We start from the raw sequence: 21,305 nt of genomic DNA on the forward strand, positions 1-21,305 counted from the left end.
GGCCTGTGAATCCACTGTTCACCGGGTGGATACGCGCGTGTGCGGATCACTTTCCGCGCCCGGCGGCCGGCAACCGGCCGGCGCCGCGTCCGGGCGTCGTGCTCAGGCCAGTTCGGACGCGTACGGCGGCTCCGCGCCCGCGCGGGAGCAGGTGACGGCGGCCGCGCGGGCGGCGAAGCCGAGGATGTCCCGCCAGCCCTCGCCGTCGAGCGCCCCCAGCGCCCCCGCGCTGAGAGCGTCCCGCTGGGCCAGCCGGTGCAGCAGGGCCGCGTTGACGGTGTCGCCCGCCCCGATGGTGTCGACGACATCCACCCGCTCGCCGGGCACCGAGAACCCGGCGCCGTTCCGGGTCCGTACGGACAGCCCGTCCCCGCCGTGCGTGACGACCACCGCGGAGGGCCCCGCCGCCAGCCACTCCTCCGGGCCGCCGCCCAGCCACGCGGCGTCCTCCTCGGACAGCTTCAGCAGCGTGACGTGCGGCAGCCAGTTTGCGAAACGGGCACGGTACGCGTCCGCGTCCGCGATCAGACCTGCCCGGATGTTCGGGTCGAGCGAGGTGAAGACCCCCCGGGCCGACTCCCTGCGCAGCAGTGCCTCGTACGCGCTCGCCCCCGGCTCCAGCACGAGCGAGCAGGTGCCGAAGGACACCGCGCGCGTCCGCGGCGGCAGGGCGCCGGGCAGGGCGAAGAGCCGGTCCGCGCTGCCCTCGACGTAGAAGGAGTACCGCGCCGAGCCGTCGGACCCTATCGAGGCCACCGCCAGCGTCGTGGGCTCGTCACCGCGCTGCACGAGGGAGACGTCCACCGCGTCCGCCCGCAGGCCGTTCAGCAGCGCCTCCCCGAACGCGTCGGTGGAGACCCTCGAACAGAAGCCGACCGGCGAGCCGAGCCGGCCCAGCGCGAGCGCCGTGTTGTACGGCCCGCCGCCCCGCCGGGGCGCCAGCGCCGCCAAGGGGTCACCACCGTGCTGCGGCACGAGGTCGATCAGCGCTTCTCCGGCGACGACGATCACGGACGGCTCCTCTCGGCCGGGGACGGGCGGCCCGGCCGAAATGGTAGGCCGGATCAGCGCGGACGCCGCCGCCCGCTTCCCCGCCGCCGCTGCCCGGGTTCCGCCACCGCCCGGGGCCCGCACCGCGCGTTCCCGGCGCCGCCCTCCGGATGTCACACCCCGCCAGTAGGGTGTCAGGCATGGCCGACCCCTCCAGCTACCGTCCCAGGCCGGGAGAGATCCCCGACTCGCCCGGGGTGTACAAGTTCCGCGACGAGCACCGCCGCGTGATCTACGTCGGGAAGGCCAAGAGCCTGCGCCAGCGGCTCGCCAACTACTTCCAGGACCTCGCCGGACTCCACCCGCGCACCCGCACCATGGTCACGACCGCGGCCTCCGTCGAGTGGACGGTCGTCTCCACCGAGGTCGAGGCGCTCCAGCTCGAGTACTCCTGGATCAAGGAGTTCGACCCCCGCTTCAACGTCAAGTACCGCGACGACAAGAGCTACCCGTACCTCGCGGTCACCATGAACGAGCAGTTCCCGCGGGTGCAGGTGATGCGCGGAGCCAAGAAGAAGGGCGTGCGCTACTTCGGTCCCTACTCGCACGCCTGGGCGATCCGCGAGACCGTGGACCTGATGCTGCGGGTGTTTCCCGTACGCACCTGCTCCGCCGGGGTGTTCAAGCGGTCCGCGCAGATAGGGCGCCCCTGCCTGCTGGGGTACATCGGCAAGTGCTCCGCGCCCTGTGTGGGCCGTGTGGACGCCGAGGAACACCGCGGGCTGGCGGAGGACTTCTGCGACTTCATGGCCGGCCGCACCGGCGCCCATCTGCGCCGGCTGGAGCAGGAGATGACGGCCGCCGCCGAGGAGATGGAGTACGAACGGGCGGCCCGGCTCCGCGACGACATCGAGGCCCTGAGAAGGGCCATGGAGAAGAACGCCGTCGTCCTCGCCGACGCCACGGACGCCGACCTCATCGCGGTCGCGGAGGACGAACTGGAAGCCGCCGTGCAGATCTTCCACGTCCGCGGCGGCCGGGTGCGCGGCCAGCGGGGCTGGGTCACCGACAAGGTGGAGGCCGTCGACACGGCGGGCCTCGTCGAGCACGCGCTCCAGCAGCTGTACGGAGAGGAGAGCGGCGACGCCGTCCCCAAGGAGGTCCTCGTCCCGGCGCTCCCCGAGGACACCGAGGCCGTCAGCCAGTGGCTGGCGGGCCGCCGCGGCTCCGGCGTCTCCCTGCGCATCCCGCAGCGCGGCGACAAGAAGGACCTGATGGCCACGGTCCTGCGCAACGCCCAGCAGGCCCTCGTCCTGCACAAGACCAAGCGCGCCTCCGACCTGACCACCCGCTCCCGCGCCCTGGAGGAGATCGCCGAGGGCCTCGGCCTGGACACGGCCCCCCTGCGCATCGAGTGCTTCGACATCTCCCACCTCCAGGGGCAGGACGTCGTCGGCTCCATGGTGGTCTTCGAGGACGGCCTCCCCCGCAAGGGCGAGTACCGCCGCTTCCAGATCAAGGGCCGTGTCGGGGACACACAGGTCTGGCACGGTGAGGGGCAGGACGACGCCCGGTCCATGCACGAGGTGATCGGCCGCCGCTTCCGGCGCTACCTCCAGGAGAAGCAGAAGTCGGGGGAGTGGTCCGACGAGGAGGCCGTCCCCGAGGAGGAGGGCGTGACGCCCGCCGACGACGGCCGGCCCAAGCGGTTCGCGTACCCGCCGCAGCTCGTCGTCGTCGACGGCGGACAGCCGCAGGTCGCCGCCGCCAAGCGGGCCCTGGACGAGCTGGGCATCGACGACGTCGCCTTGTGCGGCCTGGCCAAGCGCCTCGAGGAGGTCTGGCTGCCCGACGAGGACGACCCGGTGGTTCTGCCCCGCTCCAGCGAGGGGCTGTACCTGCTGCAGCGCGTCCGGGACGAGGCGCACCGCTTCGCGATCACCTACCAGCGCTCCAAGCGGGCCAAGCGCATCAGGACCAGCCCGCTGGACGCGGTCGCCGGGCTGGGAGAGACCCGCAAACAGTCACTGATCAAGCACTTCGGCTCGGTGAAGAAACTGAGGACGGCCACGATCGACGAGATCTGCGAGGTCCCGGGCATAGGCCGCAGGACCGCGGAGGCGGTCGCCGCGGCCCTCGCCGGAGCAGCCCCGGCGGCCCCTGCCGTGAACACCGCGACAGGAGAGATCATTGAGGACGACGACCGCTGAGACGGCCACCGGGCCGGTCGCGGAGACGACCGCGAGGACAACGAGGACCTGCCGGATCGTCTGACGGAAGGCCCCCGCCGGCACCGCGGGGCGGTGGGACCGGCCGCCCGGCGGGAGCGGTCTCACAGGCCGCGTACAGCCCGTACGGGGCGCACACGACGCACAATCGGGGGAGTACGGATGAACGCGCACGACGAGCACCGCCCGCGCGACGAGCACGACGAGCGCAACCAGCACGACGAGCACGAGAAGCGCAGCGAGCACCAGGCGCACCACGGAAACGGATACGGAGCAGACGTGAGTACGGGCACGACGGTGGAGACCGGCGGGAACGGCGAGCCGGCCATCCCAGAGCTGGTGATCATCTCCGGCATGTCGGGCGCCGGGCGCAGCACGGCCGCCAAGTGCCTGGAGGACCTCGGCTGGTTCGTCGTCGACAACCTGCCGCCCGCGCTGATCCCCACCATGGTGGAGCTCGGCGCCCGCTCGCAGGGCAATGTGGCTCGCATCGCCGTCGTCGTCGACGTGCGCGGCCGCCGCTTCTTCGACAACCTGCGCGAGTCCCTGGCCGACCTGGACACCAAGCAGGTGAGCCACCGGATCGTCTTCCTGGAGTCCTCGGACGAGGCGCTGGTCCGCCGCTTCGAGTCGGTGCGCCGTCCGCACCCGCTCCAGGGCGACGGCCGGATCACCGACGGGATCGCCGCCGAGCGCGATCTGCTGCGGGAGCTGCGCGGCGACGCCGACCTGGTGATCGACACCTCCAGCCTCAACGTCCACGAGCTGCGCGCCAAGATGGACGCCCAGTTCGCGGGCGGCGAGGAGCCCGAGCTGCGCGCCACGGTGATGTCGTTCGGCTACAAGTACGGCCTGCCGGTCGACGCCGACCTCGTCGCCGACTGCCGCTTCCTGCCCAACCCGCACTGGGTGCCGGAGCTGCGCCCCTTCACCGGGCTGAACGAAGAGGTCTCCGACTACGTCTTCAACCAGCCGGGCGCCAAGGAGTTCCTCAACCAGTACACCGAGCTGCTCCAGCTCATCGCGGCCGGCTACCGCCGCGAGGGCAAGAGGTACGTCACCATCGCCGTCGGCTGCACCGGCGGCAAGCACCGCAGCGTCGCCATGTCCGAGCGGCTCGCCCGCCGCCTGGCCGCCGAGGGAGTCGAGACCGTCGTCGTCCACCGGGACATGGGGCGCGAGTGAGCAGATTCCGGCCGACGGGCCGTACCTCGGCACGGCTGGGCCGGGTACGCCGTCTGGTGCCCGGCCGCGTGGGCCGGGGAGCCCAGCCCAAGGTGGTCGCGCTCGGCGGCGGCATGGGCCTGTCCGCCTCGCTCGCCGCTCTGCGCCGGATCACCGGGGACCTGACCGCCGTCGTCACCGTTGCCGACGACGGCGGCTCCAGCGGCCGGCTCCGCGACGAGCTGGGCGTGCTGCCGCCCGGCGACCTGCGCAAGGCCCTCGCGGCGCTGTGCGGCGACGACGACTGGGGCCAGACCTGGGCCCGCGTCATCCAGTACCGCTTCCAGTCCGGGGGCGCCCTGCACGAGCACGCGGTCGGCAATCTGCTGATCGTCGCGCTGTGGGAGCAGCTGGGCGACCATGTGGCCGCCCTGGACCTGGTCGGCAAGCTGCTCGGCGCCCAGGGCAGGGTGCTGCCGATGTCCGCCGTGCCGCTGGAGCTCCAGGCCCTGGTGCGCGGCCACGACCCGGAGCGCCCCGACGACGTGGTCACCGTCCGCGGGCAGGCCACGGTGGCGCTCACCCCGGGCGAGGTGCAGTCCGTGCACCTCGTGCCGAGCGACCCGCCCGCCGTGCCCCAGGCGGTCGCGGCGGTCCTGGACGCCGACTGGGTGGTCCTCGGCCCCGGCTCGTGGTTCTCCTCCGTCATCCCGCACCTCCTGGTGCCCGAGTTGCTGGACGCGCTGGTCGAGACCAAGGCGCGACGGGTCCTCTCGCTGAACCTCGCGCCGCAGCCGGGGGAAACCGAGGGCTTCTCCCCGCAACGTCATTTGGAGGTTTTGGCCCGACACGCCCCTAAACTCGCCCTGGACGTGGTGCTGGCCGACGAGGCCGCCGTGCCCGACCGCGTATCTCTCACCGAGGCCGCCGAGCGGTTCGGTGCCGCGGTCGAGCTGGCGCCCGTGGCCTCGCCCGAGAGCTCCCAGAGGCACGACCCGGAGCTGTTGGCCGCCGCGTACGACCGTATTTTTCGGATGCATGGAAGGATCGGCCCATGGCGATGACGGCAGCGGTGAAGGACGAGATCTCCCGGCTCCCCGTCACCCGGACCTGCTGCAGGAAAGCGGAGGTCTCGGCGATCCTGCGGTTCGCGGGGGGTCTGCATCTGGTCAGCGGCCGCATCGTGATCGAGGCGGAGCTGGACACGGGGATCGCGGCGCGCAGACTCCGCAAGGACATCCTGGAGATCTTCGGACATTCGTCCGATCTGGTGGTCATGGCGCCGGGCGGGCTGCGGCGCGGCAGCCGTTACGTCGTACGGGTGGTGGCCGGCGGCGACCAGCTGGCCCGGCAGACCGGTCTGGTGGACGGCCGCGGGCGCCCCATCCGCGGTCTGCCGCCGCAGGTCGTCTCCGGCGCCACCTGCGATGCCGAGGCGGCCTGGCGGGGAGCCTTCCTTGCGCACGGCTCGCTGACCGAGCCGGGGAGGTCCTCGTCCCTGGAGGTCACATGCCCGGGGCCCGAGGCGGCGCTGGCACTGGTGGGTGCGGCCCGGCGGCTCGGTATCGCGGCGAAGGCGCGCGAGGTCCGGGGCGTGGACCGGGTCGTCGTCAGGGACGGGGACGCGATCGGCGCGCTGCTGACCCGGCTCGGCGCCCATGAGTCGGTGCTGGCCTGGGAGGAGCGGCGGATGCGCCGCGAGGTCCGGGCGACCGCCAACCGGCTGGCCAACTTCGACGACGCGAACCTGCGCCGCTCGGCGCGGGCGGCCGTCGCGGCCGGGGCCCGGGTGCAGCGGGCGCTGGAGATCCTCGGCGAGGAGGTGCCCGAGCACCTGGCCGCCGCGGGGCGGCTGCGCATGGAGCACAAGCAGGCGTCGCTGGAGGAGTTGGGCGCGCTCGCGGACCCGCCGCTGACGAAGGACGCGGTGGCCGGGCGGATCCGCCGGCTGCTGGCGATGGCCGACAAGCGGGCGCAGGACCTCGGCATCCCGGGCACGGAATCCAGCCTGACGGAGGAAATGGTCGGCTGACCGGGCCGGATCGGAGAATCGGTCCGCCCGGAGCGGCGAACCGGTGGGCCCGGGCCGGGAGGACGATCGACGGGTGTTCCGCGGCGAGTACGAAGGGAGCGTCTGTTCCCTGACCCGACCACACCCGCGGTACCGGTCGGGAGGTCGCCGTCACCGTACGAAAATCCGTGCGGGACAAGGAGCTCAAGTACCGCGTCAACGGCGGCCGTACGCACGACGAGGACCTGCGGCCCTGGAAGGGGCGGCGAGACGTACGGCGGCGAGGACAGCATCCGTTCGACGAGTACCGCGCCGAGGCCGAGGGCACCCGCGCGGGCGACCGGGTCGAGGTGTGGTTCACCGGCCTTGTGGGGAAACGGGAAGCGCACCGAGAGCGAGCGGTCCACGTACGCCGTCGCCGAACGGCAGACCCCATCCCCTGGGAGCGCTCGGCCACTTCGGGACGGCCGGCAACGCGGTTGCGCGGGCGAGAAGAGCGAGCTGTCGCTGAGCCTCGTCACCGACGCGGCCCTCTCCGGCGGCGGCGCACCGGCGGAACCGGCCCGGGCGGAGGGCTTCGCGACTTCCCTCGGTGACCGGACGGCGCCGGGGCCTGTGCCCGGCAGCCCGTCGGTGGAGGGCGTCCGCCCCCGTGTCCCGATCGTCGGGAGCCGCCCGCCGACCGTCTCGCGACCGGTCTGCGACGGGTACCGACCGGTTGTCAGACGCCGCGGAAACCAATGCGATCACGGGCCGGCGGAAGGGCCGCGGGGAGCTGACCTGGGGCCGCCCCGAACCTACCGATGAGTACAGGCCGCGGCCCATGTTCACACCGGTCATTCAGGGCGATGCAATGTCACTGAGGGGCCCCGATCGGGGTAGGGTCGTAAGCGGTCGGGGACATCCCATACAGCTCGCCGGGGCACAGATTCCGGCACACCTAACGAGGAGATCGGTTCGTGACGATCCGCGTAGGCATCAACGGCTTTGGCCGCATCGGTCGTAACTACTTCCGCGCGCTGCTGGAGCAGGGTGCGGACATCGAGATCGTGGCTGTCAACGACCTGGGCGACACCGCGACCACGGCCCACCTGCTGAAGTACGACACCATCCTCGGGCGGCTCAAGGCCGAGGTGACCCACACCGCCGACACCATCACCGTCGACGGCCACACCATCAAGGTGCTCTCCGAGCGCAACCCCGCCGACATCCCCTGGGGCGAGCTGGGCGTCGACATCGTCGTCGAGTCGACCGGCATCTTCACCAAGAAGGCCGACGCCGCCAAGCACATCGAGGGCGGCGCGAAGAAGGTCCTCATCTCGGCCCCGGCCAAGGACGAGGACATCACGATCGTGATGGGCGTCAACGAGGACAAGTACGACGCCGCGAGCCACCACGTCATCTCCAACGCCTCCTGCACCACCAACTGCGTGGCGCCGATGGCCAAGGTCCTCCTGGAGAACTTCGGCATCGTCAAGGGCCTGATGACCACGGTCCACGCGTACACCAACGACCAGCGCATCCTCGACTTCCCGCACAAGGACCTGCGCCGCGCCCGCGCCGCCGCGGAGAACATCATCCCGACCACCACCGGTGCCGCCAAGGCCACCGCCCTGGTCATCCCGGAGCTGGCGGGCAAGCTCGACGGCATCGCCATGCGCGTCCCGGTCCCCACCGGCTCCGTCACCGACCTCGTCATCGAGCTCGAGCGCGAGGTCACCAGGGACGAGGTCAACTCCGCGTTCCAGAAGGCCGCGGAGGGCCAGCTCAAGGGCATCCTCGACTACACCTCGGACCCGATCGTGTCCTCGGACATCGTCAACTGGCCCGCATCCTGCACCTTCGACTCCTCCCTGACCATGGTCCAGGGCAAGAGCGTCAAGGTCGTGGGCTGGTACGACAACGAGTGGGGCTACTCCAACCGCCTCGTCGACCTGACCGTGTTCGTCGGCGAACAGCTCTGACGCGTACGGCGGCAACTTCGAAGTGAGCACGGGGCTCGGGCAGCGAAGGCGCTGAACGAGCCCTGTGGCTTGTCTTGTTCACCAGGGGTCCGGACGGGCCCCGTCAGGAGAGTCCTACATGAAGACGATCGACGAACTTCTCGCCGAGGGTGTCGCGGGCAGGCGGGTCTTCGTCCGCGCCGACCTCAACGTGCCGCTCGACGGCGCCACCATCACCGACGACGGCCGCATCCGCGCCGTCCGGCCGACGATCGCCAGGCTCGCCGAGGCCGGCGCGCGCGTGATCGTCGCGTCCCACCTGGGTCGCCCCAAGGGCGCGCCCGACCCCGCCTTCTCGCTCGCACCGGCCGCCGCGCGCCTCGGTGAGCTGCTCGGCACCGAGGTCGCCTTCGCCACCGACACGGTCGGCGAGTCCGCCCGCGCCACCGTCGAGGGCCTCGCGGACGGCGGCGTCGCCGTCATCGAGAACCTGCGCTTCAACGCCGGCGAGACCTCGAAGGACGACGCCGAGCGCGGCGCCTTCGCGGACAGCCTCGCCGCGCTCGCCGACGTGTACGTCGGTGACGGCTTCGGCGCCGTGCACCGCAAGCACGCCTCGGTCTTCGACCTTCCGGCCCGGCTGCCGCACTACGCCGGCTACCTCATCGCCACCGAGGTCGGCGTGCTGAAGAAGCTCACCGAGGACGTCAAGCGCCCGTACGCCGTCGTGCTCGGCGGCGCCAAGGTCTCCGACAAGCTCGCCGTCATCGACCAGCTGCTCGGCAAGGCCGACCGGCTGCTCATCGGCGGCGGCATGGCGTACACCTTCCTCAAGGCCAGGGGCCACGAGGTCGGCATCTCCCTCCTCCAGGAGGACCAGGTCCCGGCCGTCGCGGAGTACATGGAGCGCGCCGAGAAGAACGGCGTCGAGCTGGTCCTGCCGGTGGACGTCCTGGTCTCGGCCGACTTCCCGGACCTGAAGACCAAGGCCCCGGCGAACCCGTCCGTCGTCGCCGCCGACGCCATCCCCGCGGACCAGGAGGGCCTGGACATCGGCCCCGAGACCCGCAAGCTGTACGCCTCGAAGCTCGCCGACGCCGCCACCGTCTTCTGGAACGGCCCGATGGGCGTCTTCGAGCACCCCGACTACGCCGAGGGCACCAGGGCGGTCGCCCAGGGCCTGCTCGACTCGTCCGCCTTCAGCGTGGTCGGCGGTGGCGACAGTGCCGCCGCCGTGCGGCAGCTGGGCTTCGACGAGAATGCTTTCGGCCATATCTCGACCGGCGGCGGTGCCTCCCTCGAATACCTCGAGGGCAAGACGCTCCCCGGCCTTGCCGCACTGGAGGACTGAACACCGTGCCACTCCCGCAAGACAAAGCAGCCCGTACGCCGCTGATGGCGGGCAACTGGAAGATGAACCTCAACCACCTCGAGGCCATCGCGCACACCCAGAAGCTCGCCTTCGCCCTGGCGGACAAGGACTACGACGCCGTCGAGGTCGCGGTCCTGCCTCCCTTCACCGACCTGCGCTCCGTGCAGACGCTGGTCGAGGGGGACAAGCTCAAGATCAAGTACGGTGCCCAGGACCTGTCGGCACACGACTCCGGCGCCTACACCGGTGAGGTCTCCGGTGCCATGCTGGCCAAGCTGAAGTGCACCTATGTCGCCATCGGGCACTCCGAGCGCCGTCAGTACCACAACGAGACCGACGACCTCTGCAACGCCAAGGTGAAGGCCGCGTACAGGCACGGCCTCACCCCGATCCTGTGCGTCGGCGAGGGCCTGGACGTCCGCAAGGCCGGCAACCAGGTCACCCACACCCTCGCCCAGGTCGACGGGGCCCTGAAGGACATCCCCGCCGAGCAGGCCGAGAGCATCGTGATCGCCTACGAACCGGTGTGGGCCATCGGCACCGGCGAGGTCGCCACGCCCGAGGACGCCCAGGAGGTCTGCGGGGCGATCCGCGGCCGGCTGGCCGAGCTCTACTCGCAGGAGCTGGCCGACCAGGTCCGCATCCAGTACGGCGGCTCCGTGAAGGCGTCCAACGTGGCCGCGATCATGGCCCAGCCCGACGTGGACGGCGCTCTGGTCGGCGGTGCGGCCCTGGACGCGGAGGAGTTCGTCAAGATCGTCCGCTTCCGCGATCAGTGAGCGGGCTGTGAGTATGCGCTAGCGGCGATACGTCGTAGTCTTGCGGGGGCCGGGCCGTAGTCCCGGCCCCCGTCGTCTGTCCGATCCGAGGAAGTTGGTCCAGCCGTGGTTATGGGGTTCTCGATCGCCCTGCTCGTGTTCAGCGCGCTGCTGATGCTGCTGGTGCTCATGCACAAGGGGAAGGGCGGCGGTCTCTCCGACATGTTCGGCGGAGGCATGCAGTCCTCCGTCGGCGGTTCCTCCGTCGCGGAGCGGAACCTCGACCGGATCACCGTGGTGGTCGGTCTGCTGTGGTTCGCGTGCATTGTCGCACTTGGTGTGCTGATGAAGCTGGACAGCTGAGGCATCGTCTGACGCGGTGTCGGAGACGCGGCCTATCATGAAAGGGCGTGTCCTCGGGGGTTTTGTTGTAACTCCTGCCACTGGACGCGCGTTGGGCCTTACGTAGACTGGGGCGCTCCGCAGCGGAGCTTCTCGTCAGTCAGGGGCTTCGCAGCACCATCACGCAGGGAGTTACGACCGTGGCAAGTGGCAACGCGATCCGAGGGAGTCGGGTCGGAGCGGGGCCGATGGGTGAGGCCGAGCGAGGCGAATCCGCTCCGCGCCTGCGCATCTCCTTCTGGTGCTCGAACGGGCACGAGACGCAGCCGAGCTTCGCCAGTGACGCGCAGGTCCCGGACACCTGGGACTGCCCGCGCTGTGGTTTCCCGGCCGGGCAGGACCGGGACAACCCGCCGGACCCGCCGCGCACCGAGCCGTACAAGACGCACCTCGCGTACGTACGGGAGCGGCGAAGCGACGCAGACGGCGAGGCGATCCTCGCCGAGGCGCTCGCCAAACTGCGGGGCGAGATCTAGCTGTTGAACCGGCCGGACACCTTCGGGTGCCCGGCCGGACCTCGTTCCGGCGGTTCGCGCCGACGGCGGCACTGTCCCGGCGGCCCGCTCCGGCGGTGGCCTGCTCCGACGGCGGCCCGGGTCCGAATCGCGGGCGGGTGCCTGGCGGCTGCGCTGGTCCCGGCGCCGCTCGCGGCGGGTGCCGCCGCCCCGTACGCCCGGACGCCCTCTCTTGCGTCATCGGGGCCGCTCCCCCCGGTCGCCACGCTGCGCGTCGGCCCGTCCCACGGGCACCGGGAGCCGCGGGCGGCGCCCTGCGCGGCGAGGTCGCGGAGGGCATACGCACCCCGTGGCGGGACCGCGCCCCGCACGGGCCCCTGCACGGCGACGGCACTGTGCGGCATCGGCACGGGCGCGCTGATCGCGACGCTGGTGCCGCACGTGACGGGCCGGCGGGACGCCGGACCGCCCAAGGAGATGCCGGGCCGGATCAGCGCCGTGTTCCGCACCTTGGCGGTTGGGGGGAACCCCCGCTCGGGGCACTGCCCGGCGGAGCCGTGGCCACGGCCTGGGGGCTCAACACCCCGGCCCTCCTGGCGGCCGTGCAGTTCACTCTCGCCGTCACCTCATCGGTACCGCAGATCAATTAGGTTGGTTCGAGCAGCGGGGCAGGTACGCACGTACGTACTGGTACGCAGGTACGAGAAGAAGTGGGCTGATCTCAGAGATGAACGCAGAAGGCCGTACGAGGCTCAACCAGCTGCCCGAGTGGGCCGCGCTGGCCAAGCACCGGGAGGAGTTCGGGGACACGCATCTGCGGGGGCTCTTCGCGGCCGATCCCGCCCGTGGCACCGGATACACCCTCCAGGTCGGCGACCTGCACATCGACTACTCCAAGCAGCTGGTCACGGACGAGACGCTGGGCCTGCTGCGCGAGCTGGCCCGGGCGCGCGGGGTCGCGGAGCTGCGTGACGCCATGTTCCGCGGCGAGAGGATCAACACCACCGAGGGCCGCGCCGTGCTGCACACCGCGCTGCGCGCCCCGCGGGACGCCGTCGTCGAGGTCGACGGCGAGAACGTCGTGCCCGCCGTGCACGCCGTGCTGGACCGGATGGCGGACTTCGCCGAACGGGTCCGCTCCGGGGCGTGGACCGGGCACACCGGCCGTCGCATCAAGAACGTCGTGAACATCGGCATCGGAGGCTCCGACCTCGGACCCGCCATGGCCTACGAGGCGCTGCGCGCCTACACCGCGCGCGACCTCACCTTCCGCTTCGTGTCCAATGTGGACGGCGCCGACCTGCACGAGGCGATCCGTGACCTGGACGCGGCCGAGACGCTGTTCATCGTCGCCTCGAAGACCTTCACCACCATCGAGACCATCACCAACGCCACCTCGGCCCGCGACTGGCTGCAGACCGAACTGCGGGCGGGCGCGGAGGCGGTGGCCAAGCACTTCGTGGCGCTGTCGACCAACGCCGGGAAGGTCTCCGACTTCGGCATCGACACGGCCAACATGTTCGAGTTCTGGGACTGGGTCGGCGGGCGCTACTCGTACGACTCGGCGATCGGCCTGTCGCTGATGATCGCCATCGGCCCGGAGCGGTTCCGCGAGATGCTCGACGGCTTCCGCCTCGTCGACGAGCACTTCCGCGCCGCGCCGCCCGAGGCCAACGCGCCGCTGCTGCTCGGCCTGCTGGGCGTCTGGTACGGGGCGTTCTTCGACGCCCAGTCGCACGCAGTGCTGCCCTACAGCCACTACCTGGCCAAGTTCACCGCCTACCTCCAGCAGCTCGACATGGAGTCCAACGGCAAGTCCGTGGACCGCGACGGCAACCCGGTCGAGTGGCAGACGGGCCCGGTCGTCTGGGGCACGCCGGGCACCAACGGCCAGCACGCCTACTACCAGTTGATCCACCAGGGCACCAAGACGATCCCGGCCGACTTCATCGGCTTCGCCAAGCCGGTGGACGACCTGCTGCCGGGGCTCGTCGCGCAGCACGACCTGCTGATGGCCAACTTCTTCGCGCAGACGCAGGCGCTGGCCTTCGGCAAGACGCCGGACGAGGTCCGTGCGGAGGGCGTCGACGAGGAACTGGTGCCGCACAAGACCTTCGCAGGCAACAGGCCCACGACGACGATCCTGGCGCGCGAGCTCACGCCTTCGGTCCTGGGTCAGCTCGTCGCGCTGTACGAGCACAAGGTGTTCGTACAGGGCGCGGTCTGGAACATCGACTCCTTCGACCAGTGGGGCGTGGAGCTCGGCAAGGTCCTCGCCAAGCGCATCGAACCGGCCCTGACGGAGGGCGACGAGGTCCCGGGTATCGACCCCTCCACGGCGGCCCTGATCGACACGTACCGGGAGCTGCGCGGCGCCTGACCCCGGCGCGCGGCCGCGCCGACCCCGGTCCGAGACTCCGGCCACGGGGCCGGGCCGTGCGGCGACCGCGCCGTCGCCCGCGGCCGGGGCGCGGGCCCGGAATGCCGGGCGCGCCCGGATGCCGGCCCGGCAGCCTGCTGCCCCGGGCGCCGGGCCGGGTCGTGCGCGACCGCGCCGTCACCCGCGGCCCCGGGCGGCTCGCTGCGGGTGGGAGCGGGCACGCGGAGCTGCAGCGCCCGCCCGGCCGTCGCCTCCACGGCAGGCAGGAACCTGCCGGCCGTGCGTGCGGTCGCCCGCGGGCGACCGTCACGCGGCGCATGGTCGGCGAGGACGCGGTACGGCGCAGCGGTGCCCGCTCCCACCCGCAGCGAGCCGCCCGGGGCCGAAAGCACCCTGGGCCGGCCGCCGGGCTCATGGTGTCCGCGGGGCGGTGCGGGTGCGCGTCCGCCTCGGTGGCGGCACGGCCCGGGGTGCGGTCGGTCGGGCCAGGGTGCTTGTGGTGCCCGTGCCGGTCGGGGCGTGCCTGCCCCGGGGCGCCGGCGGGGTCTGTGCGCACGGCCCGGGGGCGCGGTCGGTCAGGCCACCGTGCTCATGGTGTCCGCGAGACGGTGACGGACCGCGCGGGCCGCGGGGAGGGCGGCGGCGAGGAGGGCGCCGAGGACCGCGGCGAGGGTGATCAGGAGCAGGATCCACGCAGGTGGCGGCTCGGCGATGCCCGCGCCGATGCCCCCCGACCGGGCCTGGGCGTCGATCAGCCAGCGGGCGAGCGGCGCCCCCAGAGCGGTCCCCAGCACCGCCGCCGCGAGCGCGGTGAACCCGCCCGCCGCCATGATGACCGTCATGATCTGGCGAGGCGTCAGCCCGATGGCCTTCAGTGCGAACAGGTCCCGCTCGCGGTCCCGCACGTTTCCGCCGATCATGGACAGCAGCTCGGTCAGCCCGATCAGCGCCAGTACCCCGATCAGTCCGGCGACGACACCGCGTACGGAGGACAGCCGGTCCGCGGGGTTGGTCACCTCGCGGATCTCGGCGCGGCCGTCCGAGGCGGCCACGAGTTCCCGGCGTACCTTCCCCGCGTCCGTGCCCGGCCGCAGTTCGAGCTGGTAGAAGGCGGCACGCAGCGCCGGATCGCGCTCCCGCAGCGAGTCGACCGTGGTGGACAGGACCCGGCCGCCGTTCTCCGGTTCGATGACGCGGCCGACGACGTGCAGGATCTGCGGGCGGCCCTCCACCGTCATGCGCACCCAGTCGCCGGCCTCGATGTCCAGCAGGTCGAGCAGCCCCTGCCCCGCCACCGCCTCGTCGGGACCGCGGGCGGAGCGGCCCTCCGCCAGCGCGAAGGGGTAGGGCTCGTCGAGGGTGCCGAGACCGCGCAAGGCGATCGTGCCGGTCTGGCCCGGGACCAGCGCCGCGACCTCCGCGCCCGGATGCGCCCGTTCCACGTCCGGGTGATCCTCGAGCAGGCGGCGCAGTTCCGTGTCGCCGAGCCCGCCGTCCGCCCGCGCGGTCAGCGCCGCCGCGAGCCCCAGGTCCTGCGGCCGTTCCCGGAAACGGTCCAGTGTGGTGAGGGTGGCCACGGCCACGGTGATCAGGAGCAGCGGAAGCGCGAGCCTGAGGACCGTGGCCAGGGTGCGTGCCCGGCGCGGGAACGCGCCGCGCCAGCCGAGCACCAGTGCGGCCGGGACCCGTACACCGCGCAGCCCCAGCGCGCCCCTGGCGAGCGCCGACATGCGGCCGCCGTCCGTCAGCGCCGACTGGAGCACCGGGACGGGCGGCACCCGACCGGCCCGCCACGCGGCGAGACCGGTCGCGGTGGCGATGAACAGCACGGCGGCGGCGGGCACGGCGGGCAGCATCCACGGCTGCCCGGGCAGGTCACGCCACACGCCCACCGCCTCGCCGATCCGGCCTGGGATCGAGGCGCCCAGCGTCTCCATCAGCACCGTCCCCAGCACCGCGCCGAGCAGCGCGAGGGCCAGGTGCTGGACGAGGAAGACCCGTACGACCTGGCCAGGGGTGAAGCCGATGGCCTTCAGGACCGAGATGTCCCGCAGGTGACCGCGGATGCGGGTGCTGATCGCCCCCACCACGGCCAGTGCCGCGGCCAGCAGCGCGCCGAGCCCGAAGAGACCGATCAGCAGCCCGAGCAGCCGGTCGTCGCCCTGCGCCTCCGCGCGGGCCTGCCGCCAGTCCGAGACCTGGGTGACCTCGTCGGCGCCGAGCACGGTGACCGCGCGCTGGACGGCGAAGTCCGTGTCGGACGGCCGGTCCAGCCGCAGTCCCACGACCTGTCCCCGCAGTCCCTCCGGGACACCGGCGGCGTCCAGCGCGCCGGGCAGCACCCAGGCCACGCCCGGCCGCTTCCCGGTGCTGTAGGAGAGCTCCGAGGACTCCGCGACGCCGACGACGGTGAGGGTCCGCACGCGTCCGTCGGCGCCCGGCAGGGTCAGCGGGTCACCCGGCTTCGCCCACAGAGCGCCCGCCAGCCCGGCCTCCAGCACGATCCCGTCCGCCGTGCCCGCCTGGAGCCAGTGCCCCTCGGTGAGCAGTGGCCGGGCCACCTCCGGCCGGCGGGTCCCCGCCGCGCGCAGTTCCACGGCCGCCCGCCCCGAGGACGACTCGGCGGTCGTACGGGCCGTGCGGAACGGACCCGCGACCGCCTCCACGCCCGCCTGCCGTGCGGCGTCCGCCGCGTTCGCGCCGGCCCGCGTGTGGATCCACACATGGGCGCCCCGGGACTGGGTGAAGACCCGCTGCCAGGGGTTGGCCGCGTAACCGAACAGCGCCGCCGCCAGCAGCAGCGAGACGATGATCCCCGCGGTCGCCAGCACGATGAACAGCGCCTCCCCGCGGTGCGCCCGCAGATCGGCGCCCACCCACCGCAGAGTCGTCCGCACCCGCGTCAGTCCCTCAGTTCGAGCACGCCGGACACGCCGCTACGGGCCCCTCGGCGCGCGCCGTTCCCGCCGAGCACGGCGTCGTCGGCGATCCGGCCGTCGAAGAAGCTGATCACGCGGTCCGCCGCGCTGGCCATCCGCGCGTCATGGGTGACGAGCAGAATCGTCTGGCCCTGCTGGTGGAAGCGGGAGAGCAGCCGCATCACCTCCCGCGTGCCCCTGCTGTCGAGGCTGCCCGCCGGTTCGTCGGCGAGCAGCAGGCCGGGGTGGTTGACCAGGGCCCGGGCCAGCGCGACGCGCTGCTGCTCCCCGCCGGACAGCTCGCCCGGCATGCTGCGCTCCTTGCCGTCCAGGCCCAGCTCGGCCAGCAGCCGCCGGCGCTCGGCGCGGGCCTGCCTGGAGGTGCTCCCGGCGAGCAGCGCGGGCAGTTCCACGTTGTCGGCGACGGTCAGGTTGGACACCAGGTTGAAGAACTGGAAGACGATGCCGATCCGCCGGCGGCGCAGCACCGCCCAGCGGGCCTCGCTGTAGGAGTCCACCCGCTCGCCGTCCAGCAGGATCGTGCCGCTGTCGGGCCGCTGCAGCCCGCCGAGCAGGTGCAGCAGGGTGGACTTGCCGGCCCCCGACGGCCCGGTGACGGCCACGAACTCGCCCTGCCGGACGGTCAGGTCGACGCCGCGCACGGCCTCGACGGGGGCGCCCTCGCCATAATGGGTCTTGACCAGGCCCCGCGCGCACAGGATCGGCGCGGCGGACGTCGCGGGCCCGGGAGTGGGGGTGTCGCTCATTCCAGCTCCTCCTGGCAGCGCTCCAGCCAGTCGAGATCGGCCTGCAGATGCAGCATCGCGCCCTCGACGAGCAGCTGGGCGGTCCGGTTGTCCCGGTCCTCGGCCGCGGCGAGTTTCGACAGGTTCCGCATGGTGTTCAGGTAGTGGCGCCGCTGCTTGTTGATCAGCTCGATCTGGTCGGCCAGCCCCGACCCGGGGGCGAGGGCGAGCTTCATGAAGAACTCGTCCCGTACCCGGGGCTCGTCGGCCGGTTCCTCGAACCAGGCGAGCACGGCCTCGTGCCCGGCGTCGGTGAGCCGGTAGATCCTCTTGTTGGGCCGGCTCGACTGGGCGACCTCCTCGCCCTCGATCAGTCCGGACTTCTCCAGGCGCCCGAGCGTCACGTAGATCTGGCCGACGTTCGGCTGAGGGTACGCGGCACCGAGGAGTTGCTCAAGGTCCTGCTTGAGTTCGTATCCGTGGGCGGGCCCGCGTGCCAGGAGCGCCAGGAGGGCCAGCCGCACTCGTGCTCCCCTCCTCCCGATCCGGACCCCGTGATCCGCCCTGTGATTCAGCGCCTAGTATCGCGCATGCCTAACAGGTATATATGGCTGCCGACACCGGGCGAGGAAGGCCGGTGCGGTGCTCAGGGAGGAACCCATGCGGTGGATGCGGGCCGCGGCCAGGGGACTCCTGATCGTCGCGGTGATCCTGAGCGGTTACGCCGGGGCCGGCGCGCAGCCCGGCCGGGACGGCGGTGGCCGCGGGCCGATGACGCTGGCGACCGCCGGCGACCTCACCGGTTATCTCGGTCCGCTGCTCGACGACTGGAACCGCTCGCACCCCGCGGAGCGGGTCACGCTCGTCGAGCTGCCCGACTCCGCCGACGAGACCCGCGCCCAGATGATCACCGATCTGAGGTCCGGCGAGGGCCGCTACGACGTGCTCAACATCGATGTCGCCTGGACCTCGGAGTTCGCCGCGGCCGGCTGGATAGCCCCGCTGCGCCGGGACCGCTTCCCGCTGGGCACCTTCCTGCCGCCGGTGGTGGACACCGCCACCTTCGACGGCCGGCTCTACGCAGTGCCGTACGTGACCAACGCCGGCCTGCTCTACTACCGCCGGGACATCCTCGGCCGGGAGGGCGAGAGGCCGCCCCGGACCTGGGAGGAACTGGCCAGGCAGGCCCGGACGCTGGCGCCGAGGTACGGCATCGGCGGCTACGCCGGGCAGTTCCTGCCGTACGAGGGGCTGACCGTCAATGTCACCGAGGCGGTGCACTCGGCGGGCGGCTCGTTCCTCGGCGGTGAGGGCGAGCACGTCACCGTGGACTCGGCCGCCGCCCGCACCGGCATCGGCTTCCTCGCCCGGGGCGTGCGCGAGGGCTGGATACCGCAGGAGGCGCTGAGCTACAAGGAGGAGGAGTCCCGGCAGGCCTTCCAGGACGGCGAGCTGCTCTTCCTGCGCAACTGGCCGTACGTCCACACGCTGGCGGACGGCGCGGGCTCCGAGGTCGCCGGGAAGTTCGGCGTCGTACCGCTGCCCGGCCCCGGCGGCCCGGGCACCAGTGTGCTCGGCGGCTCCAATCTCGCGGTGGGCACGCATTCCAGGCACCCCGAGTCGGCGGCCGACCTGATCGCCTACCTGACCAGTGAACCGGTGCAGCGCAAGGTGCTCACCAAGGGTTCGCTGCCGCCCGTGCGGGCCGCCCTGTACGCCGATCCGGCGCTGGTGCACGACTTCCCCTATCTGCCGACACTGCGCAGCAGTGTGCTGGCGGCGGAGCCCCGTCCCAAGAGCCCGCACTACGACCAGGTGACCCTGGCGGTGCAGGCCGTGACACACGACGTGCTGGCGCTGCGGCTGTCGCCGGAGGCCGCCGTGGCGCGGCTGGCCAGGGAGCTCGCGGAGATCAGCCGCGGGCGCTGACGCACGCTCTCCCGGGCCCCGCGACCCGGTCTACTTACATGTTAAGTATTTGATCTGCTTCCCGCGATAGGACATTTCCTTGCAATAAGGGGCAGCTTTCGGTCGATTCGTTGACACTCGCTCGTCATGCCTACTTAACATGCATGCATAACTTCGGCCCGCTCGGGCCAGGCACCCTCCAAGCGGAACAGGTCAACGGGAGATGCTCACAGCCCTGGCCGGGAACGGCCTCACGCATGGCGTCACGCACCACCACTGGTGGCGGGACGCCGTGATCTACCAGGTGTACGTCCGGAGCTTCCTGGACAGCACCGGGGACGGCATCGGCGATCTCGCCGGGGTCCGGGCGGGACTGCCGTATCTGAAGAAACTCGGCGTGGAGGGCATCTGGCTCAGCCCCTTCTACCCCTCGCCGCAGCACGACCACGGCTACGACGTGGCCGACTACTGCGAGGTCGACCCGGTCTTCGGGGACCTCGCCGAATTCGACCTGCTCGTCGGCGACGCGCGCCGGCTGGGTATCAAGGTCCTCCTCGACATCGTCCCCAACCACTGCTCCAGCGAGCACCCCTGGTTCCGTGAGGCACTCGCCGAGGGCCCCGGCAGCACAGGCGGCCCCGGCAGTCCCGCTCGCGCCCGCTTCCACTTCGCCGACGGCCGCGGCGCGGACGGCGCGGAACCGCCCAACAACTGGCGCGCCATGTTCGGCGGGCCCGCCTGGAGCCGGATCACCGAACCGGACGGCGCCCCCGGCCAGTGGTACCTCCACCTGTTCACCCCCGAGCAGCCCGACCTGAACTGGCGCAACCCCGAAGTCGGCGCCCACTTCGACCACGTGCTGCGGTTCTGGCTCGACCGGGGCGTCGACGGCTTCCGCATCGACGTCGCCGCGGGCCTGTTCAAACACCCCGCGCTCCCCGACTCCCCGGACCCGGAGGCCGACGAGCGCGCCCGCGACTCGGTCAACCCGCTGGCCTGGAACCAGCCGGAGGTGCACGAGGTCTGGCGGCACTGGCGGGCCGTGTGCGAGGAGTACGCCGCGCGCGACGGCCGGGAACGCCTGCTGGTCGGCGAGGTCTCCGTACCCACCGCCCGCGAGCACGCCAAGTACGTGCGCTCCGACGAACTGCACCAGGCCTTCTTCTTCGACCTGCTCGGCGCGCCCTGGGACGCCGCCGCCTTCCGCCACACCATCGACGAGGCGCTGCGGGACATCGCGGGCACCGGCTCCACCGTCACCTGGGTGCTCAACAACCACGACCAGGTCCGCACCGTCACCCGCTACGGGGAACTGGGCGCCGAGGCCGGCGGGGTCGGTGCCGCCCGCGCCCGGGCCGCCGCGCTGCTGATGCTGGCCCTGCCCGGCGCCGCGTACATCTACCAGGGGGAGGAACTGGGCCTGCCCGAAGTGCTCGACCTGCCCGACGAGGTGCTGACCGACCCCATCTTCCGCCGCACCGGAAGCCGGGCACGGATCCGCGACGGCTGCCGCGTGCCGCTGCCCTGGTCCGGGCACGCCTCTCCGTTCGGCTTCACCACCGGCAACGGCGCCGCCCGGCCCTGGCTGCCGCAGCCCGAGTGGTTCGCCGCCCACGCCACCGACCGGGCGCTGGCCGACACCCGCTCCTTCTGGCACCTCTACCGCGACGGGCTCCAGCTGCGCCGCGGTCTGCCGCAGCTCGGCGAGGGCACCCTGCGCTGGCTGGAGACCCCGCCCGGCGTGCTCGCCTTCGTACGCGGCGACGGGCTGGTCTGCGCGGTCAACTTCGGCTCCGAAGCCGTGCCCGCGCCCGTCCCCGGCACGCCGCTGCTGGCCAGCGGCCCCTGCCGGGACGGAGTGCTGCCCGGCGCCACCACCGCCTGGTGGATCTCCGACAGCGCCACCCCCCGAACCGGCTGACCCCCCGAACCGGCTGACCCTCCGAACCGGCCGGCCTTCCGAATCGGTCGGCCCTCCGAACCGGCCGGCCTCTCCCACCTCCGCGACCCACCGGCCCCACTCGCAGCAC

The 21,305-nt window shown here is 72.3% G+C and carries 16 protein-coding genes and 1 pseudogene; 13 read left to right on the forward strand and 4 right to left on the reverse strand.

Annotation, left to right across the window (positions count from 1 at the left end; translation table 11 throughout):
• Window positions 1-102: 102 nt before the first annotated feature.
• On the reverse strand, window positions 103-1,011 hold the full coding sequence (locus GUY61_RS15520; protein WP_166630748.1) for a carbohydrate kinase: 909 nt from the start codon (window positions 1,009-1,011) through the stop codon (window positions 103-105).
• A gap of 179 nt (window positions 1,012-1,190) precedes the next feature.
• On the opposite strand from GUY61_RS15520, the gene uvrC reads away from it, so the two are divergent.
• The 11 genes and pseudogenes from uvrC to pgi all read left to right on the forward strand — a co-directional run bounded on the left by uvrC (window position 1,191) and on the right by pgi (window position 13,703).
• Window positions 1,191-3,200, forward strand: a complete 2,010-nt coding sequence (uvrC, locus tag GUY61_RS15525; RefSeq protein ID WP_166630749.1) for an excinuclease ABC subunit UvrC — start codon at window positions 1,191-1,193, stop codon at window positions 3,198-3,200.
• Window positions 3,201-3,380: 180 nt separating this feature from the next.
• Window positions 3,381-4,403 carry an RNase adapter RapZ gene (rapZ, locus tag GUY61_RS15530; RefSeq protein WP_208106032.1) on the forward strand — a complete coding sequence of 341 codons (1,023 nt, stop codon included), beginning with the start codon at window positions 3,381-3,383 and terminating at the stop codon, window positions 4,401-4,403.
• Window positions 4,400-5,446, forward strand: a complete 1,047-nt coding sequence (gene yvcK, locus GUY61_RS15535) for a uridine diphosphate-N-acetylglucosamine-binding protein YvcK (RefSeq protein ID WP_166630750.1) — start codon at window positions 4,400-4,402, stop codon at window positions 5,444-5,446. The genes rapZ and yvcK overlap by 4 nt, the downstream gene beginning before the upstream one ends.
• Entirely contained in the window at window positions 5,437-6,414 is a 978-nt protein-coding gene (gene whiA / locus GUY61_RS15540; protein WP_166630751.1) for a DNA-binding protein WhiA, read from the forward strand. The genes yvcK and whiA overlap by 10 nt, the downstream gene beginning before the upstream one ends.
• 119 nt (window positions 6,415-6,533) lie before the next feature.
• Window positions 6,534-6,819 (forward strand): annotated as a pseudogene (locus GUY61_RS40190) (hypothetical protein); the annotation flags it as partial.
• A 533-nt stretch (window positions 6,820-7,352) separates the two neighbouring features.
• Window positions 7,353-8,357 carry a type I glyceraldehyde-3-phosphate dehydrogenase gene (gene gap / locus GUY61_RS15550; RefSeq protein ID WP_166630752.1) on the forward strand — a complete coding sequence of 335 codons (1,005 nt, stop codon included), beginning with the start codon at window positions 7,353-7,355 and terminating at the stop codon, window positions 8,355-8,357.
• A gap of 118 nt (window positions 8,358-8,475) precedes the next feature.
• Window positions 8,476-9,687 carry a phosphoglycerate kinase gene (locus tag GUY61_RS15555; protein WP_166630753.1) on the forward strand — a complete coding sequence of 404 codons (1,212 nt, stop codon included), beginning with the start codon at window positions 8,476-8,478 and terminating at the stop codon, window positions 9,685-9,687.
• A gap of 44 nt (window positions 9,688-9,731) precedes the next feature.
• A complete protein-coding gene (gene tpiA / locus GUY61_RS15560; RefSeq protein ID WP_166630762.1) occupies window positions 9,732-10,487 on the forward strand; it encodes a triose-phosphate isomerase in 756 nt (251 codons plus the stop codon).
• 105 nt (window positions 10,488-10,592) lie between these two features.
• Entirely contained in the window at window positions 10,593-10,829 is a 237-nt protein-coding gene (gene secG / locus GUY61_RS15565; RefSeq protein ID WP_313896675.1) for a preprotein translocase subunit SecG, read from the forward strand.
• Window positions 10,830-11,008: 179 nt separating this feature from the next.
• Entirely contained in the window at window positions 11,009-11,344 is a 336-nt protein-coding gene (locus GUY61_RS15570) for an RNA polymerase-binding protein RbpA (protein WP_003957010.1), read from the forward strand.
• A 706-nt stretch (window positions 11,345-12,050) separates the two neighbouring features.
• Window positions 12,051-13,703 carry a glucose-6-phosphate isomerase gene (pgi, locus tag GUY61_RS15575; RefSeq protein ID WP_166630755.1) on the forward strand — a complete coding sequence of 551 codons (1,653 nt, stop codon included), beginning with the start codon at window positions 12,051-12,053 and terminating at the stop codon, window positions 13,701-13,703.
• Between the two features lie 575 nt (window positions 13,704-14,278).
• Here the strand turns inward: pgi and GUY61_RS15580 are convergent.
• The 3 genes from GUY61_RS15580 to GUY61_RS15590 are packed head-to-tail and all read right to left on the reverse strand — an operon-like array spanning window position 14,279 to window position 17,891.
• Window positions 14,279-16,600 carry an FtsX-like permease family protein gene (locus tag GUY61_RS15580; protein ID WP_166630756.1) on the reverse strand — a complete coding sequence of 774 codons (2,322 nt, stop codon included), beginning with the start codon at window positions 16,598-16,600 and terminating at the stop codon, window positions 14,279-14,281.
• Between the two features lie 5 nt (window positions 16,601-16,605).
• Window positions 16,606-17,388: an ABC transporter ATP-binding protein gene (locus GUY61_RS15585; RefSeq protein WP_166630757.1), complete on the reverse strand. Its 783-nt coding sequence runs from the start codon at window positions 17,386-17,388 to the stop codon at window positions 16,606-16,608.
• Window positions 17,385-17,891, reverse strand: coding sequence for a PadR family transcriptional regulator (locus tag GUY61_RS15590; RefSeq protein WP_166630758.1), 507 nt, complete (start codon window positions 17,889-17,891; stop codon window positions 17,385-17,387). Before GUY61_RS15590 ends, GUY61_RS15585 begins: the two co-directional genes overlap by 4 nt.
• Window positions 17,892-18,027: 136 nt before the next feature.
• On the opposite strand from GUY61_RS15590, the gene GUY61_RS15595 reads away from it, so the two are divergent.
• Together GUY61_RS15595 and GUY61_RS15600 are read left to right on the forward strand one after the other, a co-directional pair.
• Window positions 18,028-19,296: an ABC transporter substrate-binding protein gene (locus tag GUY61_RS15595; RefSeq protein ID WP_166630759.1), complete on the forward strand. Its 1,269-nt coding sequence runs from the start codon at window positions 18,028-18,030 to the stop codon at window positions 19,294-19,296.
• Window positions 19,297-19,498: 202 nt separating this feature from the next.
• Window positions 19,499-21,196, forward strand: coding sequence for a glycoside hydrolase family 13 protein (locus GUY61_RS15600; protein WP_166630760.1), 1,698 nt, complete (start codon window positions 19,499-19,501; stop codon window positions 21,194-21,196).
• The last annotated feature ends 109 nt before the right edge of the window (window positions 21,197-21,305 follow it).

The organism is Streptomyces sp. GC420 (assembly GCF_009916105.1).
GTDB lineage: Bacteria > Actinomycetota > Actinomycetes > Streptomycetales > Streptomycetaceae > Streptomyces.